The organism is Polaromonas sp. P1_F1 (assembly GCF_056405795.1).
In genome coordinates this window covers 290,280-305,511 of sequence record NZ_JBFUBJ010000003.1, presented here as the reverse complement: position 1 = coordinate 305,511, position 15,232 = coordinate 290,280, and the positions used below count along the sequence as shown (strand labels likewise).

Sequence of the window (15,232 nt, the reverse complement as noted above, 5' to 3'; positions counted from 1 at the left end):
TTGGGTGAACCCCGCAAGGACAAAACAGCCCGGAATGGCGAAAACGCCGGACCAGGCCACTGAAAGAAAACGATGCAACGTTCCAAAAATGATTTGTGGGTGGGTTTGTTCGTGTTGATTGGCGGCGCCGCCATCCTGTTTCTGGCGCTCAAGTCCGCGAATTTGCTCAGCCTGAATTTCGATACCTCCTACAAGGTGACGGCGAAATTCGACAACATTGGTGGCCTCAAGCCGCGAGCCGCTGTCAAAAGCGCTGGCGTGGTAGTGGGCAGGGTTGAAAATATCACTTTCGACGACAAGTCCTACCAGGCCAGCGTCAATCTGGCGATGGAAAGCCGTTACGTGTTCCCGAAAGACAGCTCGCTGAAGATTTTGACCAGCGGATTGCTGGGCGAGCAGTACATCGGCGTGGAGGCCGGTGGGGACGAGAAAAATCTTGCCGCAGGGGACGTGGTCAAAAACACGCAGTCCGCCGTGGTGCTTGAGAATCTGATCAGCCAGTTTTTATACAGCAAGGCGGCAGACAGCAGTTCCGGATCAGGGTCTGCGCCGCCATCAGGGACGCCAGAAAAAAAATGACAGCAGAAATCACGATGAAAAAACCGGCCGGCTGGGCTGCGGCAGTGCTTGCACTGGCACTTCTCCAGGGGTGTGCTACCGGTCCCAATGCGAGCCCATCCGATCCGCTGGAGCCGTTCAACCGGACCATGTTCAGTTTCAATGACGGCGTGGACCGCGCCGTCGTCAAACCCGTGGCAACCGCGTACCGGGATATCACGCCTGCGCCTGTGCGCACCGGTGTCACCAATTTCTTCGGCAACATTTCCGACGTGTGGTCCACCGTCAACAACCTGCTCCAGGGTAAAGGCCAGGCTTCTATCGAAAGTTTTTTCCGTGTCACGACCAATACCCTCTGGGGCGTGGGTGGCATTTTTGACGTTGCCAGCGATCTGAAGATTCCCAAACACTCGGAAGATTTTGGCCAGACGCTCGGCGTTTGGGGTGTGGGCTCGGGCCCCTACCTCGTGCTGCCTTTGCTGGGCCCTTCTTCCGCGCGTGATTCGGTAGGTTCGCTGGTTGATTACCAGGGCGACCTGGTAAGCCGGATCGACAATGTCCGTGCCCGCAATTCCCTGACGACTTTGCGCCTGGTGAACGCCAGGGCCAACGTGCTCGGGGCCGGTGATGTCCTGGACCAGGCCGCACTCGACAAATACAGCTTCACCCGCGAAATCTACCTGCAGCGCCGCCGTAGCCTGATAGGCGGGACTTCGGTGGAAAAAGAGGAACGTTACGATTTGCCGGAAGGCACATCGGCCGCCCCGGCGGCACCAGCCTCCGCCGCCAAATAGTGTCATCCCGGGTTTGAACAGGGGTCAAAAGGCTGTTGATTGCAAACAATATTTACAAGACTGCCGTAAAACTTCATTCACAGCCCGGAAACCATCCCGCAGAATAACCATCGAACCATCGGTTGCAGCAGCGACGTATCCATAGGGGTACTGCAATTTTCGCAGCCGCATGCTTCGTCATAGAAGGAAAATCATGAAACGCAGAACACTTGGCCATTTATTCACCGCCGCCCTCAGCCTGGCCCTGATGGGGTCTGCGCCGTTCGTTCGCGCAGCCGATGAGGCACCCGATGCCCTGATCAAGCGCGTCTCGGCCGATGTGCTGGACAACATCAAGACGGACAAGGCTGTAAAAGCCGGTGACCTCACCCGGGTGCTCGCGCTCGTCGACAGCAAGATCATGCCTAACGTGAACTTCACACGCATGACGGCCTCTGCCGTGGGCCGCAACTGGCGCCAGGCCACGCCTGAGCAGCAAAAGAAGCTTCAGGACGAGTTCAAGACCCTGCTGATCCGCACCTATTCCGGCGCATTGGCACAGGTCAGCGACCAGAGCGTCAATGTCAAACCGCTGCGTGCGGCTCCGGAAGACACTGAAGTCGTCGTACGCACCGAAGTTCTGGGCCGGGGCGATCCAATCCAGCTGGATTACCGCATGGAAAAAACCGCTACGGGCTGGAAGATCTATGACCTCAACGTGCTGGGCGTCTGGCTGGTGGAAACCTACCGTACCCAGTTCGCCCAGGAAATCAGCGCCAAGGGCGTCGATGGCCTGATCGCTTCCCTGGTTCAGCGCAACCAGTCCAACACCGGCGCAGGCGCAGCTGTTGCCAAGAAGCCCTGAGCAGGCATCGCCAGTGCTGACGCTTCCTTCTGTCCTCACGCATGCCGAGGCTGCCGGGTTTGCTCTCGGCCTCAAGCAGGCCGTGCTGTCCCAGCCGGCCGGCGTGGTGGCCGATGCAGGCGCGCTGAAGGAGTTTGACTCCTCCGCGCTGGCGGTGCTGCTGGAATGCCGGCGTGAAGCGCTGGCTGCCGGCAAGGCGTTTTCGGTGGCCGGCTTGCCGGCTCGCCTGCGTCAGTTGGCAGGCCTGTATGGCGTGGCAGAGCTGATTCCCGCCGCTGCCGCCCCGGCGGCCTGAGACGCCGCTTTCGGGTTTCTTCGCCCATCGGGGTCCTGACGCAGGGCATTCAGCCGCCGACCCGGATAAAAACAGCATCCGCCCTTAAAATGGCGGGCTCATGCCAGCGATCTCATTTCAGTCCGTCTCCAAAACCTACTCATCCACGCGAAATCAGACGGGGCCTGCTGTCAAGGCGCTGGACGACGTCAGTTTTGATATCCGGCAAGGTGAATTTTTTGGCTTGCTGGGCCCTAACGGCGCCGGCAAAACCTCTCTCATCAGCATACTCGCCGGCCTTTCGCGCGCCAGCAGCGGCCAGGTCCTGGTGCATGGCAGCGACGTGCTCACCGACTATGCCAATGCAAGGCGAAAGCTCGGCGTCGTACCCCAGGAACTGGTGTTCGACCCCTTTTTCTCCGTGCGCGAGGCGCTGCGCATCCAGTCCGGCTATTTCGGCATCAAACGCAACGACGACTGGATCGACGAGCTGCTCGTCAGCCTGGGGCTGGCCGACAAAGCCAATGCCAACATGCGCCAGCTCTCCGGCGGCATGAAGCGCCGCGTGCTGGTGGCGCAGGCGCTGGTGCACAAGCCGCAGGTCATCGTGCTGGACGAGCCCACTGCTGGCGTTGATGTCGAACTGCGCCAGACGCTGTGGCAGTTCATCGCCAAACTCAACAAGCAGGGCAGCACGGTGCTGCTCACCACGCACTACCTCGAAGAAGCTGAGGCCCTGTGCAGCCGCATCGCCATGCTCAAGCAGGGGCGGGTGGTGGCGTTGGCCCAGACTTCCGAGCTGCTCAAGGCGGCGTCCTCCAATGTGCTGCGCTTCAAGATCGACAGCGAATTGCCGGTGCACCTGGCCGCGCAGGCCCGTATCACCGGGCGCATCGTGCAGTTTCCGGCGCACAACGCCCATGAAATCGAACAATACCTGGCGGCCATCCGCGAAGCGGGGCTGGTTGCGGAAGACGTTGAAATCCGCAAGGCCGACCTGGAAGATGTGTTCCTGGATGTCATGAACAAAAAGCCGGCCCGAGAAGCCACCGAACTGAATTTAATGGGAGTGGCAACATGATCGCGTTCATCCGGGGAAGGGCCGTGCGCCGCGCCGGGCCGCCCCAAGCAAGCACAGCCCCCTCGGGGGGCTGCGTAGTACGCGAAGCGACAAGCGTGGGGGCTTTTGAATGACTGGCTGGCAAACACTGCTTTATAAAGAAACCTTGCGCTTCTGGAAAGTGGGTTTCCAGACGGTCGGAGCCCCGGTGTTGACCGCCGTGCTCTACATGCTGATCTTTGGTCACGTGCTGCAGGATCAAGTGAAGGTCTACGACCAGGTCAGCTACACCGCCTTCCTGGTGCCGGGCCTCGTGATGATGAGCGTGTTGCAGAACGCGTTCGCCAACAGCTCTTCCTCGCTGATCCAGAGCAAGATCATGGGCAGCCTGGTGTTTGTGCTGCTCACGCCGCTGTCGCACTGGCACTGGTTTTTTGCGTACGTCGGCTCGTCCGTCGCACGTGGCCTGCTGGTGGGAGCGGGCGTATTTGCCGTCACCGTGTTCTTTGGCCAACCCGCCTTTGTGGCGCCGCTGTGGATTGTGCTGTTTGCGGTGCTGGGCGCCGCCATGCTGGGCGCACTGGGCGTCATCGCCGGGCTGTGGTCTGAAAAGTTCGACCAGATGGCAGCCTTCCAGAATTTCGTCATCATGCCCATGACCTTCCTGAGCGGCGTGTTTTATTCGATCCACTCGCTGCCGCCGTTTTGGCAAAAGGTCAGCCACCTGAACCCGTTTTTCTACATGATCGACGGTTTTCGCTACGGATTCTTTGGCGTCAGCGATGTTTCGCCCTGGCTGAGCCTGGGGATTGTTTTGACGGCCTTGCTTGTCGTTAGCTCCGTTGCCGTGAACATGCTGCGCACCGGCTACAAAATAAGACACTGACTGAAACCAAAACATATGACCAGCGAAGAACTTCAATCCATCATCACCGCAGGCCTGCCGTGCGAACATATCGAGCTGTCGGGCGACGGGCGCCATTGGTACGCGACAATCATCTCCAGCACCTTTGAGGGCCTGCGCTTGATCCAGCGCCACCAGAAGGTGTACGCCACGCTGGGTGGCCGCATGCAGACCGACGAAGTGCATGCGCTGTCGATGAAAACGTATACGCCCACCGAATGGGCCAACAACAACACGCAATAAAAGAACATGGACAAATTACTCATCAGGGGCGGCAAATCACTCGCCGGCACGGTCGAAATTTCCGGCGCCAAGAATGCCGCGCTCCCGGAGCTTTGTGCAGCCCTGCTGACGGCCGACACGGTGACGCTGCAGAACGTGCCGCGCCTGCAGGACGTGGCCACCATGCTCAAGCTGGTGCGCAACATGGGCGTGCAGGCCGAACGCAGCCAGGACGTGCCCAGCACCGTGGTGCTCAATGCCGGCGGCCTGAGCTCACCGGAAGCCCCTTATGAGCTCGTCAAGACCATGCGCGCTTCCGTGCTGGCCCTCGGCCCGCTGCTGGCGCGCTTTGGCGAAGCGACTGTGTCACTGCCCGGCGGCTGCGCCATTGGTTCGCGGCCGGTCGACCAGCACATCAAGGGCATGCAGGCCATGGGCGCTGAAATCGCCGTGGAGCATGGCTACATGATCGCCAAGCTGCCGGCTGGTCAGAAGCGGCTCAAGGGCACCAGCATCACCACCGACATGGTGACGGTGACCGGCACTGAAAACTTCCTGATGGCCGCCAGCCTGGCAGAAGGTGAAACCATCCTGGAGAACGCCGCACAGGAGCCCGAGATTGGCGACCTGGCTGAAATGCTCATCAAGATGGGCGCGAAGATTGAAGGTCACGGCACGCGCCGTATCCGTATCCAGGGCGTGGAGCGCCTGCATGGCTGCACCCACCAGGTGGTGGCCGACCGCATTGAAACCGGGACCTTTTTGTGCGCGGTGGCCGCTGCCGGCGGCGACGTTGTCTTGAAGCATGGCCGAGCCGACCACCTCGATGCCGTGATCGACAAGCTGCGTGAAGCCGGTGCCGTGGTGACTGCGGGTGAGGGTTTTATCCGCATCCAGGCCAGCGGCCGAATGAAGGCGCAATCCTTCCGCACGACTGAATACCCCGGCTTCCCGACCGACATGCAGGCCCAGTTCATGGCGCTGAACGCCATTGCACAGGGCAGCAGCACGGTGACGGAGACAATCTTTGAAAACCGTTTCATGCACGTCAACGAGATGGTGCGCCTGGGCGCCAAGATCCAGATCGAAGGCAAGGTCGCGGTCATGGAGGGTGTTGAAAAGCTGTCGGGCGCCACCGTGATGGCCACTGATTTGCGCGCCTCCGCCAGCCTGGTAATTGCCGGCCTGGTGGCCGAGGGCGAAACCATGGTGGACCGCATTTACCACCTGGACCGCGGCTATGACCAGATGGAAGCCAAGCTGCGCGGAATCGGTGCCGACATAGAACGAGTCAAAGCATGATCACCCTGGCGTTATCCAAAGGCCGCATCTTCGACGACATCCTGCCGCTGCTGCGAAGCGCCGGCATCGAGGTACTCGACGACCCGGAAAAATCCCGCAAGCTGATTCTGGACACCAACCAACCCGGCCTGCGTGTGGTGCTGGTGCGTGCCACCGACGTGCCCACCTATGTGCAGTACGGCGGCGCCGACCTCGGCGTGGTCGGCAAAGACACTTTGCTCGAATCCGGCAGCCAGGGCCTGTACCAGCCGCTCGACCTGCAAATCGCCAAATGCCGCATCAGCGTGGCGGTGCGCGAAGGTTTTGACTACGCCGCCGCCGTGCGCCAGGGCTCGCGCCTGAAAGTGGCCACCAAGTACGTGGCGATTGCCCGCGACTTTTTCGCCACCAAGGGGGTGCACGTCGACCTGATCAAGCTCTATGGCAGCATGGAGCTCGCACCGCTTACAGGCCTGGCCGACGCGATCGTCGATCTGGTCTCCACCGGCAGCACGCTCAAGGCCAACCACCTGGTCGAGGTCGAACGCATCATGGACATCAGCTCGCACCTCGTCGTGAACCAGACCGCGCTCAAGCTCAAGCAAGAGCCCATCCGCAAGCTGATCGATGCCTTCGCCGCCGCCACGGCCACACCTTGAGTCTTGATGCTATGAAATTAATAGCTTCTCCCGCACGACTGTCAACGGTCTCGGCAACTTTTGATGCTGATTTCAAGGCGCGGCTGCATTGGTCCGCCGACACTGACGCGGCCATCGAGCAGCGCGTGGCCGACATCCTGGCCGATGTGCAACAGCGCGGCGATGCGGCGGTGCTGGAATACACCGCGCGGTTTGATGGCCTGTCAGCTGCGTCGATGGCTGGGCTGGAACTGACGCAGGCGGATTTCAAGGCCGCATTTGATGCCATTCCCGCTGCCCAGCGCGAGGCCCTGCAGGCCGCAGCCGCCCGGGTGCGCAAGTACCACGAGGCACAGAAGAAGGCATCGGGAGAGAGCTGGAGTTATCGCGACGAAGACGGCACGCTGCTGGGCCAGAAGGTCACGCCGCTGGACCGGGTGGGCATTTACGTTCCGGGCGGCAAGGCTGCCTACCCCTCCAGCTTGCTCATGAACGCCATCCCCGCCCACGTGGCTGGTGTGCAAGAGATCATCATGGTGGTGCCAACGCCCGTGCGCGGCAGCGTGGCCACGGGCGGCTCGGGCGACCAGGCGGCGTCGAGCAAAGGCGAGCGCAATGAGCTCGTGCTGGCCGCCGCCTACGTGGCCGGCGTCACCCGCGCCTTCACCATCGGCGGCGCGCAGGCCGTGGCTGCGCTGGCCTACGGCACGCAGACCGTGCCCAAGGTCGACAAGATCACCGGCCCCGGCAACGCCTATGTTGCCAGCGCCAAAAAGCGCGTTTTTGGCACGGTGGGCATCGACATGATTGCCGGCCCGTCTGAAATCCTGGTGCTGGCTGACGGCAGCACGTCGGCCGACTGGGTGGCCATGGACTTGTTCAGCCAGGCCGAGCACGACGAACTCGCGCAAAGCATCCTGCTGTGCCCCGACGCCGCGTATATCGATGAAGTGCAGGCCGCTATCGACCGCCTTTTGTCCGAAATGCCGCGCGCCGAAATCATCGCCAAGTCCCTCACCGGCCGCGGTGCACTGATCCACACCCGCAGCATGGAAGAGGCCTGCGAGATCAGCAACCGCATCGCACCCGAACACCTCGAAGTCTCCAGCCGCGACCCGCACAAGTGGGAGCCCTTGCTCAAGCACGCCGGCGCCATCTTCCTGGGCGCCTACACCAGCGAATCGCTGGGCGACTACTGCGCCGGCCCCAACCACGTGCTGCCCACCAGCGGCACGGCGCGCTTCAGTTCGCCACTGGGTGTCTACGACTTCCAGAAACGCTCCAGCCTTATTGAGGTCAGCGAAGCCGGTGCGCAGGTCCTCGGCAAGATCGCCGCAGAACTTGCTTATGGCGAGGGCCTGCAGGCGCATGCCCGCGCCGCCGAAATGCGGCTTTCCAAACCCGATTGAATCGTAAATGACCCGCATTTTCAGATCGCTGAATCTTGTCGTTGCTGCTTGCATTGCGCTGGCAGGATTGCAGGGCTGCGCGTCCGTGGTGCAACCCTCAGAGAAACCTCCCAATGCGATTGAGCTTTCAGGAGTGGTCTCCGAAGTGTCTGCCTCGCCCTACTATGGTTTGAGTTCGGTTCAGCAAAGTAGCGCGACGCTTGCAGGGGGCTCTGCTGGCGTCATGCTGGCCAACGCCATTGGTGCGCAGCAGGGCAATCGCGACGTCAGCTCCATCGTGGTGACCGTTTCAAACATCTTGTCGCTGACGCTTCCTGTGAGTGGTACTTTCCGGTCCGGCGAATGCGTGAAGCTTTTTGTAGATCCCATGTTCAGGGAGCTGCTGAACCGCAAAGACGTGGCCAACAGGAGCATGCCCACGGGCTCCGCTTTCGTGCAGAAAAGCAGCTGCTGAGCGAACCGGCACTCACAATACCGCCAGACAGAGTCAATTCACCCATCATGAAACAGTCAGACGCCTCACTGGCTCCCAAGCTCAAAAAACTGATCCGCCAGGACGTGCAGTCCATGCACGCCTATGCGATTCAGGAATCGGCCGGCATGGTCAAGCTCGATGCGATGGAAAATCCGCACCGCCTGCCGGCATCGCTGCAGGCCCATCTGGGCCAGCGACTGGGCGCGCTGGCGTTGAACCGCTACCCGGATGGCCGCGTGAATGATCTGCGCAAGGCCCTGGCTGACTATGCGCAGATGCCTGAGGGCTTCGACATCATGCTGGGCAATGGCTCGGACGAGTTGATCTCGCTGCTGGCCATGGCCTGCGATGTGGAAGGGGGCTCCATATTGGCGCCGCTGCCGGGCTTTGTGATGTACGCCATGAGCGCGCAGCTGCAGGGCCTCAAATTCATCGACGTGCCGCTGACGGCCGACTTCGAGCTCGACGAAGCCGCCATGCTGGCCGCCATTGCCGAGCACCAGCCGTCGATCATTTACCTGGCCTACCCGAACAACCCGACGGCCAACCTGTGGGACGACGCGGTGATTGAAAAGATCATCGAAGCCGTAGGCGAGCAAGGTGGCCTGGTCGTGATGGACGAGGCCTACCAGCCCTTTGCCAGCAAAAGCTACATCGACCGCATCGCCAGGCACGGCCATGTGCTGCTGATGCGCACCCTGAGCAAGCTCGGCCTCGCCGGCGTGCGCATCGGCTACATGATGGGCCCGAAAGCGCTGATTGCCGAGATCGACAAGGTGCGCCCGCCCTACAACATCAGCGTGCTCAACTACGAATGCGCGCTGTTCGCGCTGGAGCACCAGGGTGAATTCGCCGCGCAGGCCGCGGAGCTGGTGGCCCAACGTGCTGTGTTGCTGGAGGCCCTGGCCGGCATGGAGGCAAAGGGCGTCAAAGCCTGGAAAAGCGACGCCAACATGATCCTGGTGCGGGTGCCCGATGCGGCCAAAACCTTTGAGGGCATGAAATCGCGCAAGGTCCTGGTCAAAAACGTTTCTAAAATGCACCCATTGCTGGCCAATTGTTTGCGCCTGACGGTCGGCACCGCGGACGAGAACGTGCAAATGCTGGCGGCGCTTGAAAAATCCCTATGACCACCCCTACCCACGCTCCCCGCATTGCCGAGGTTTCACGCAACACCGCCGAAACCCAGATCATCGTCAAGCTCAACCTGGACGGCACCGGTAAAGCCAGCCTTTCCACGGGCATAGGCTTTTTCGACCACATGCTGGACCAGATCGCCCGCCACGGCCTGATCGACCTCGACATCCAGGCCAAGGGCGATTTGCACATTGACGGCCACCACACGGTGGAAGACGTGGGCATTACGCTGGGCCAGGCCGTGGCCAAGGCTGTGGGAGACAAAAAAGGCCTGCGCCGCTACGGCCACGCCTATGTGCCGCTCGACGAGGCGCTGTCGCGCGTGGTGGTCGATTTTTCGGGCCGTCCGGGCCTCGAGATGCATGTTCCTTTCAAGAGCGGCATGATCGGCACCTTCGACAGCCAGCTCGCCTACGAATTCTTCCAGGGCTTTGTGAACCACGCCTTTGTGACCTTGCACATCGACAACCTCAAGGGCGAGAACGCCCACCACCAGGCCGAAACCGTGTTCAAGGCATTTGCCCGCGCGCTGCGCATGGCGCTGGAGATCGATCCGCGCGCCGCAGGCGTGATTCCATCGACCAAGGGTTCGCTGTAACCCCTTCGCACTCAACGCCGGGAACACGTCCAATCCTTGTTTTAATGCCTGTTTTTGCCTCCAGACCAATGGTGACGGGCGCAAGCAGCTATTAAATTCGTAGCAAACTACCTTTCGACTTTCAATGGCAAAACCCAAAACAGTCGCCGTGGTCGACTACGGCATGGGCAACCTGCACTCCGTGTCACAGGCTGTTCGCCATGTGGCGGGCGGCAGCGGCTTTGACGTGCTGGTCACCTCCCGGGCCGAAGATGTGATGTCGGCCGAACGCATCGTGCTGCCTGGCCAGGGCGCCATTGCCGACTGCATGCGCGAGCTCGCAGATTCCGGCATGCTGGAGTCGGTGCTGCACGCTGCGGCCAACAAGCCGCTGTTCGGTGTTTGTGTTGGCATGCAGATGCTGCTGAGCCACAGCGACGAAGGCCAGCCCGGCGACGGCGGCGTGGGTACCACCGGCCTCGGATTAATCCCTGGGGAGGTCACCAAATTCGAGCTGGCCGGCAAAATCCAGCCCGACGGCAGCCGTTACAAGGTGCCGCAGATGGGCTGGAACCAGGTTTACCAAAATGGTGCGGGCACGGCCAGGGCCCACCCGGTCTGGGCTGGCGTGCCCGACGGCGCGTACTTTTATTTTGTACACAGCTTTTATGCCCGGCCGTCGGATGCACACCACATCGCGGGGGAGGCCGACTACGGCGCGCGCTTTACGGCGGCGATTGCACGCGATAATATTTTTGCCACCCAGTTCCACCCCGAAAAGAGTGCCGACCATGGGCTGGCCCTGTACCGCAATTTCCTGCACTGGAATCCCTGAATACCTTGGGTCAGACCCGGTACCGGGGCGTCCGGCTTTTTGTTACCCTGAGCGTCCGTTTTGTACTTTACCGTTTTACCGTCTTTAACCGCACATGCTACTTATCCCCGCGATTGACCTGAAAGACGGTCACTGCGTCCGCCTCAAACAGGGCGACATGGATCAATCCACCATCTTCAGCGAAGACCCGGCCGCCATGGCGCGCAGCTGGGTCGACAAGGGCGCGCGGCGCCTGCACCTGGTGGACCTGAATGGTGCGTTCGCAGGCAAGCCCCGCAACGAGGCAGCCATCAAGCAGATCCTGGCGGAAGTCGGCAGCGAGATCGATGTGCAGCTGGGTGGCGGCATCCGTGACCTGGACACCATCGAGCGCTACCTCGATGCTGGCCTGCGCTACGTCATCATCGGCACGGCCGCTGTAAAGAACCCCGGCTTCCTGCAGGACGCCTGCACCGCGTTCGGCGGCCACATCATCGTTGGCCTCGACGCCAAGGACGGCAAAGTAGCCACCGACGGCTGGAGCAAGATGACCGGCCACGAGGTCATCGATCTCGGCAAGAAATTCCAGGACTACGGCGTCGAATCCATCATCTACACCGATATCGGCCGCGACGGCATGCTGACCGGCATCAACATCGACGCCACCGTCAAGCTCGCCCAGGCGCTGACGATTCCCGTGATCGCTTCGGGCGGCCTTTCGAACATGGCTGACATCGAAAAACTCTGCGAAGTCGAGGAAGAGGGCGTGGAGGGCGTGATTTGCGGCCGCTCTATCTACAGCGGTGATCTCGATTTTGAGAAAGCCCAGGCCAGGGCCGATGAACTGAACGGCTGAGACAGGACTTTCTTCATTGGAGAAGCCTGTTACTCCCAACTGGTTTTGGGCTATTTGGGGAGTCTCACTATTGGCTGCCGCTCCTCTCATGTTTGTGGCCGGTTTCGTCATCTGGTTCGGGCTTGATACCGCGTCTTGTCTTGTGGGATTGTGCGCATTAGCCGCGTTGGCAGTCTCGATTTTTGTTTACTGGCATATTCATCAGCACATTGACGACTACTGGCAAAAGAACGAGGCTTACAGATATGCTGTTTTCACCGTACTGACTCTTCCTGCCGTGATTTACCTTGTTCTGGATTCCGCCTTGTAGCCGGCCACACTTCTCATTCACCTTCTGTGGCGTTCCAACGCCTTCTTCATAGATTTCCATGCTCGCTAAACGAATCATTCCCTGCCTCGACGTCACCGGCGGCCGCGTCGTGAAGGGCGTCAACTTCACCCAGCTGCGTGACGCAGGCGACCCGGTGGAAATCGCCGCGCGCTACAACGAGCAGGGCGCGGATGAGCTCACCTTCCTCGACATCACGGCCACCAGCGATGGGCGTGACCTGATCCTGCCGATCATCGAGGCGGTTGCATCCCAGGTCTTTATCCCTCTTACCGTGGGCGGCGGTGTTCGCACCGTTGAGGACGTGCGCCGCCTGCTCAACTCCGGCGCCGACAAGACCAGCTTCAACTCGGCCGCCATCGCCAACCCGCAGGTGATCGCCGACGCTTCCGCCAAATACGGCTCGCAGTGCATCGTGGTGGCGATCGACGCCAAGCGCCGCGGCGCGGAAGACGAAAAGCGCCTCACACCCACCGGCGAACCGGTCGGCCCGGGCTGGGATGTCTACAGCCACGGCGGGCGCAAGAACACCGGCCTGGACGCCGTGGCTTGGGCCACCGAGATGGCGCGCCGCGGCGCCGGCGAGATTTTGCTGACCAGCATGGACCGCGACGGCACCAAGTCGGGCTTTGACCTGGCGCTGACCCGCGCGGTGAGCGACGCCATCAGCGTGCCGGTGATCGCCTCGGGCGGCGTCGGCAACCTGGAGCACCTGGCCGACGGCATACAAAACGGCGGCGCCGACGCGGTGCTGGCTGCCAGCATCTTTCATTACGGCGAATACACCGTTCAGCAGGCCAAGCAGCACATGGCAGCGCGCGGTATTCCTGTGAGGTTGTAGTTTTTAGAGTTTCGGCATCCAGCCCTTACCCCGCATGCGCAAGCAGCTATCGATTTGATAGTGACTACTTGCAAGCCGCCCCTGCTCCCCCAAACCAGCATGAGCCGCGGGACTGGCTTTGCCAGACCGCAGGCGGGCGGCCCCCTCGGGGGGCAGGGAGCTAAACGCAGTGAGCGACCGTGGGGGCGATAATACTTTTATGAACTGGTTAGATGAAGTCAGCTGGGATGACAAAGGCCTGATCCCTGTCATTGCGCAGGAAGCTTCCAGCGGCGATGTGCTCATGTTCGCCTGGATGAACCGCGAGGCGCTGCAAAAAACCGCCGAGCTGGGCCAGGCGGTGTACTACAGCCGCTCACGCGGGCGCCTCTGGCACAAGGGTGAAGAATCCGGCAACCAGCAAACAGTGCATGAAATTCGCCTGGATTGCGACAACGACGTGATCCTGCTCAAGGTGACGCAGCTGGGCCACACGCCGGGCATCGCCTGCCACACGGGCCGCCACAGCTGCTTTTTCAGTGTGTATAAAGACGGCCAGTGGGTGGTGACCGAGCCGGTCCTGAAAGACCCGACAACCATGTATAAAAAAGCATCAACAGACTCCGGCAAACATGACCACGAATGACTCCCTCCAGCGCCTGGCGCAGATCATTGAAAGCCGCAAGGCGGCCAACGGCGGTGACCCGGACACCAGCTATGTGGCTCGCCTGCTGCACAAAGGCCCCGACGCCTTCCTGAAAAAAATCGGTGAAGAAGCCACCGAAACCGTGATGGCCGCCAAGGACATCGACCGCGGGGGCCCCACGGCGGAGCTGAAGGGCAAGCTGGTCGGCGAAGTGGCCGACCTGTGGTTTCACAGCCTCATCGCGCTGGCGCACTATGGCCTCAGCCCACTGGACGTGATCGCCGAGCTGGAGCGCCGCGAAGGCACCAGCGGCATCGAGGAAAAAGCCTTGCGCAAGGCCCAGCACCGTGATGCGGCCGAAAAGCCCTGAGACGGGCGTTTCATGGCCCCCATCACCGTGGCTGATTTTTCTTCTCCCTGATATCGCTTTGACTGGAACCTGAACGCATGGAAACCGACCTGGCCGAATTCGAAGGCAAGAATCCCGCCGACCGCACCATCATGCATGTGCTGTACGGCCTGCACACGCTGGCCTGGTTCAGCGGCGGTGTGTTTGCGGTGATCGCCGTCATCATCAACTACATTCGCCGCGCGGATGAAACCGATGCGCTCTACATCGACCACCACAACTACATGATTCGCACCTTCTGGTGGACGCTTGCGTGGCTGGTGCTGCTGTCGCCGCTGTGGCTGTTGATTGTGCCGGGGTGGGTGGCCTATGGCATTGTCTGCCTCTGGTACCTGTACCGCTGCGTGCGTGGCTGGATGCGTTTTAGCAGCCACCGTCCTGCGTAATTTCCTTGAGTCACGACCCAGCCATGAACCATTCCGACACCTGCATTTTCTGCAAGATCGCTGCGGGCACCATTCCAAGCCGGAAGGTGTACGAAGATGACGAGCTGTACGCTTTTCACGACATCAACCCGTGGGCGCCCGTGCATTTCCTGATCATTCCCAAGGACCACATTCCGTCCATGGCCCAGGTTGGCCCCGAACACGCCGCCCTGCTGGGGCGCATGATGGTGCTGGCCCCCAAGCTGGCGATAGAGCAGGGCTGTAACCCTTATCCGGAGGGCGGCTACCGGATCGTGACCAATACCGGCGCCGAAGGCGGACAAGAAGTGCATCACCTGCACTTTCACGTGATCGGCGGCCCTCGTCCATGGCTGAAGGGCTAGAAGGGTTACAAGCCAAAGGGAACCCCGGTGCCCACAACCACACTAAACCGGTAGGCCAATGTGTGTAATCGGTTTTCCGGCAGACAGGGCCTTTAGAATCAACGCAATTACGTGCAAACCGCCCCAAACCGGCAATGTTGCATTTACACCTGTATTTACAGATTAGGAGCAAATCATGGGTTCATTTTCCATCTGGCACTGGCTGATCGTGCTGTTGATCGTGGTGATGGTTTTCGGCACCAAAAAGCTGAAAAACATGGGCAGCGATCTCGGCGGCGCCGTCAAGGGTTTTAAAGACGGCATGAAGGACGGCAGCCAGACGCCCGCCGACGTGCCCGTGCCGCCCGCCAGCGTGACCAACGCTCAGGCCGCTGACAAAACGACAATCGACGTCGAAGCCAAGCAGAAGTCTTGAGC

At 60.9% G+C, this 15,232-nt stretch carries 22 protein-coding genes; all 22 read left to right on the top strand.

All coding sequences use genetic code 11. The features are described 5' to 3' along the window. The first annotated feature begins 72 nt into the window (after window positions 1–72). The 22 genes from mlaD (at window position 73) to tatA (ending at window position 15,230) form a co-directional block, all read left to right on the top strand. Entirely contained in the window at window positions 73–579 is a 507-nt protein-coding gene (mlaD, locus tag AC1DZE_RS10815) for an outer membrane lipid asymmetry maintenance protein MlaD (RefSeq protein ID WP_457279721.1), read from the top strand. Further along, complete coding sequence (locus AC1DZE_RS10810; protein ID WP_477669874.1) at window positions 576–1,352, top strand: MlaA family lipoprotein; 777 nt, start codon at window positions 576–578, stop codon at window positions 1,350–1,352. Before mlaD ends, AC1DZE_RS10810 begins: the two co-directional genes overlap by 4 nt. Before the next feature lie 193 nt (window positions 1,353–1,545). Beyond that, on the top strand, window positions 1,546–2,196 hold the full coding sequence (locus AC1DZE_RS10805; protein WP_477669873.1) for an MlaC/ttg2D family ABC transporter substrate-binding protein: 651 nt from the start codon (window positions 1,546–1,548) through the stop codon (window positions 2,194–2,196). Between the two features lie 13 nt (window positions 2,197–2,209). Further along, window positions 2,210–2,491 carry an STAS domain-containing protein gene (locus AC1DZE_RS10800; protein ID WP_477669872.1) on the top strand — a complete coding sequence of 94 codons (282 nt, stop codon included), beginning with the start codon at window positions 2,210–2,212 and terminating at the stop codon, window positions 2,489–2,491. Window positions 2,492–2,591: 100 nt separating this feature from the next. Then, a complete protein-coding gene (locus AC1DZE_RS10795) occupies window positions 2,592–3,551 on the top strand; it encodes an ABC transporter ATP-binding protein (RefSeq protein WP_477669871.1) in 960 nt (319 codons plus the stop codon). Window positions 3,552–3,660: 109 nt separating this feature from the next. Next, window positions 3,661–4,416 carry an ABC transporter permease gene (locus AC1DZE_RS10790; protein WP_477674666.1) on the top strand — a complete coding sequence of 252 codons (756 nt, stop codon included), beginning with the start codon at window positions 3,661–3,663 and terminating at the stop codon, window positions 4,414–4,416. A gap of 15 nt (window positions 4,417–4,431) precedes the next feature. Next, window positions 4,432–4,677: a BolA family protein gene (locus AC1DZE_RS10785; protein WP_477669869.1), complete on the top strand. Its 246-nt coding sequence runs from the start codon at window positions 4,432–4,434 to the stop codon at window positions 4,675–4,677. Between the two features lie 6 nt (window positions 4,678–4,683). Further along, window positions 4,684–5,958 (top strand): UDP-N-acetylglucosamine 1-carboxyvinyltransferase, encoded by a 1,275-nt coding sequence (murA, locus tag AC1DZE_RS10780; protein ID WP_457279714.1) that lies wholly within the window; start codon window positions 4,684–4,686, stop codon window positions 5,956–5,958. Then, a complete protein-coding gene (hisG, locus tag AC1DZE_RS10775; RefSeq protein WP_477669868.1) occupies window positions 5,955–6,596 on the top strand; it encodes an ATP phosphoribosyltransferase in 642 nt (213 codons plus the stop codon). The genes murA and hisG overlap by 4 nt, the downstream gene beginning before the upstream one ends. Window positions 6,597–6,607: 11 nt before the next feature. Further along, complete coding sequence (hisD, locus tag AC1DZE_RS10770) at window positions 6,608–7,984, top strand: histidinol dehydrogenase (protein ID WP_477669867.1); 1,377 nt, start codon at window positions 6,608–6,610, stop codon at window positions 7,982–7,984. Window positions 7,985–7,991: 7 nt separating this feature from the next. Continuing rightward, window positions 7,992–8,438 carry a hypothetical protein gene (locus AC1DZE_RS10765; protein ID WP_477669866.1) on the top strand — a complete coding sequence of 149 codons (447 nt, stop codon included), beginning with the start codon at window positions 7,992–7,994 and terminating at the stop codon, window positions 8,436–8,438. A gap of 47 nt (window positions 8,439–8,485) precedes the next feature. Then, window positions 8,486–9,589, top strand: coding sequence for a histidinol-phosphate transaminase (gene hisC, locus AC1DZE_RS10760; protein WP_477700019.1), 1,104 nt, complete (start codon window positions 8,486–8,488; stop codon window positions 9,587–9,589). After that, the gene (hisB, locus tag AC1DZE_RS10755) at window positions 9,586–10,194 is read left to right on the top strand and encodes an imidazoleglycerol-phosphate dehydratase HisB (protein ID WP_457279710.1); all 609 of its coding nucleotides are present in this window, start codon (window positions 9,586–9,588) and stop codon (window positions 10,192–10,194) included. The genes hisC and hisB overlap by 4 nt, the downstream gene beginning before the upstream one ends. Window positions 10,195–10,318: 124 nt before the next feature. After that, a complete protein-coding gene (gene hisH / locus AC1DZE_RS10750; RefSeq protein WP_477669864.1) occupies window positions 10,319–11,008 on the top strand; it encodes an imidazole glycerol phosphate synthase subunit HisH in 690 nt (229 codons plus the stop codon). Window positions 11,009–11,102: 94 nt separating this feature from the next. Further along, window positions 11,103–11,843: a 1-(5-phosphoribosyl)-5-[(5-phosphoribosylamino)methylideneamino]imidazole-4-carboxamide isomerase gene (gene hisA / locus AC1DZE_RS10745; RefSeq protein WP_477658834.1), complete on the top strand. Its 741-nt coding sequence runs from the start codon at window positions 11,103–11,105 to the stop codon at window positions 11,841–11,843. 16 nt (window positions 11,844–11,859) lie between these two features. After that, window positions 11,860–12,153 carry a hypothetical protein gene (locus AC1DZE_RS10740; RefSeq protein ID WP_477700018.1) on the top strand — a complete coding sequence of 98 codons (294 nt, stop codon included), beginning with the start codon at window positions 11,860–11,862 and terminating at the stop codon, window positions 12,151–12,153. Window positions 12,154–12,211: 58 nt separating this feature from the next. Then, entirely contained in the window at window positions 12,212–13,012 is an 801-nt protein-coding gene (gene hisF, locus AC1DZE_RS10735; RefSeq protein ID WP_477669862.1) for an imidazole glycerol phosphate synthase subunit HisF, read from the top strand. A 199-nt stretch (window positions 13,013–13,211) separates the two neighbouring features. Then, window positions 13,212–13,637, top strand: a complete 426-nt coding sequence (gene hisI / locus AC1DZE_RS10730; protein WP_477669861.1) for a phosphoribosyl-AMP cyclohydrolase — start codon at window positions 13,212–13,214, stop codon at window positions 13,635–13,637. Further along, window positions 13,624–14,007: a phosphoribosyl-ATP diphosphatase gene (locus tag AC1DZE_RS10725; RefSeq protein ID WP_457279706.1), complete on the top strand. Its 384-nt coding sequence runs from the start codon at window positions 13,624–13,626 to the stop codon at window positions 14,005–14,007. The genes hisI and AC1DZE_RS10725 overlap by 14 nt, the downstream gene beginning before the upstream one ends. 77 nt (window positions 14,008–14,084) lie before the next feature. After that, entirely contained in the window at window positions 14,085–14,432 is a 348-nt protein-coding gene (locus tag AC1DZE_RS10720) for a DUF4870 family protein (protein WP_477669860.1), read from the top strand. 23 nt (window positions 14,433–14,455) lie between these two features. Continuing rightward, window positions 14,456–14,815, top strand: a complete 360-nt coding sequence (locus tag AC1DZE_RS10715) for a histidine triad nucleotide-binding protein (RefSeq protein WP_477669859.1) — start codon at window positions 14,456–14,458, stop codon at window positions 14,813–14,815. A 175-nt stretch (window positions 14,816–14,990) separates the two neighbouring features. Continuing rightward, the gene (tatA, locus tag AC1DZE_RS10710) at window positions 14,991–15,230 is read left to right on the top strand and encodes a Sec-independent protein translocase subunit TatA (RefSeq protein WP_122955331.1); all 240 of its coding nucleotides are present in this window, start codon (window positions 14,991–14,993) and stop codon (window positions 15,228–15,230) included. Window positions 15,231–15,232: the final 2 nt, after the last annotated feature.

Coding starts and splice junctions, on each gene's coding strand:
- mlaD (WP_457279721.1), top strand. CDS start 73: ATGCAACGTTCCAAAAATGATTTGTGGGTGGGTTTGTTCGTGTTGATT.
- AC1DZE_RS10810 (WP_477669874.1), top strand. CDS start 576: ATGACAGCAGAAATCACGATGAAAAAACCGGCCGGCTGGGCTGCGGCA.
- AC1DZE_RS10805 (WP_477669873.1), top strand. CDS start 1,546: ATGAAACGCAGAACACTTGGCCATTTATTCACCGCCGCCCTCAGCCTG.
- AC1DZE_RS10795 (WP_477669871.1), top strand. CDS start 2,592: ATGCCAGCGATCTCATTTCAGTCCGTCTCCAAAACCTACTCATCCACG.
- AC1DZE_RS10790 (WP_477674666.1), top strand. CDS start 3,661: ATGACTGGCTGGCAAACACTGCTTTATAAAGAAACCTTGCGCTTCTGG.
- AC1DZE_RS10785 (WP_477669869.1), top strand. CDS start 4,432: ATGACCAGCGAAGAACTTCAATCCATCATCACCGCAGGCCTGCCGTGC.
- murA (WP_457279714.1), top strand. CDS start 4,684: ATGGACAAATTACTCATCAGGGGCGGCAAATCACTCGCCGGCACGGTC.
- hisG (WP_477669868.1), top strand. CDS start 5,955: ATGATCACCCTGGCGTTATCCAAAGGCCGCATCTTCGACGACATCCTG.
- hisD (WP_477669867.1), top strand. CDS start 6,608: ATGAAATTAATAGCTTCTCCCGCACGACTGTCAACGGTCTCGGCAACT.
- AC1DZE_RS10765 (WP_477669866.1), top strand. CDS start 7,992: ATGACCCGCATTTTCAGATCGCTGAATCTTGTCGTTGCTGCTTGCATT.
- hisC (WP_477700019.1), top strand. CDS start 8,486: ATGAAACAGTCAGACGCCTCACTGGCTCCCAAGCTCAAAAAACTGATC.
- hisB (WP_457279710.1), top strand. CDS start 9,586: ATGACCACCCCTACCCACGCTCCCCGCATTGCCGAGGTTTCACGCAAC.
- hisH (WP_477669864.1), top strand. CDS start 10,319: ATGGCAAAACCCAAAACAGTCGCCGTGGTCGACTACGGCATGGGCAAC.
- hisA (WP_477658834.1), top strand. CDS start 11,103: ATGCTACTTATCCCCGCGATTGACCTGAAAGACGGTCACTGCGTCCGC.
- hisF (WP_477669862.1), top strand. CDS start 12,212: ATGCTCGCTAAACGAATCATTCCCTGCCTCGACGTCACCGGCGGCCGC.
- hisI (WP_477669861.1), top strand. CDS start 13,212: ATGAACTGGTTAGATGAAGTCAGCTGGGATGACAAAGGCCTGATCCCT.
- AC1DZE_RS10725 (WP_457279706.1), top strand. CDS start 13,624: ATGACCACGAATGACTCCCTCCAGCGCCTGGCGCAGATCATTGAAAGC.
- AC1DZE_RS10720 (WP_477669860.1), top strand. CDS start 14,085: ATGGAAACCGACCTGGCCGAATTCGAAGGCAAGAATCCCGCCGACCGC.
- AC1DZE_RS10715 (WP_477669859.1), top strand. CDS start 14,456: ATGAACCATTCCGACACCTGCATTTTCTGCAAGATCGCTGCGGGCACC.
- tatA (WP_122955331.1), top strand. CDS start 14,991: ATGGGTTCATTTTCCATCTGGCACTGGCTGATCGTGCTGTTGATCGTG.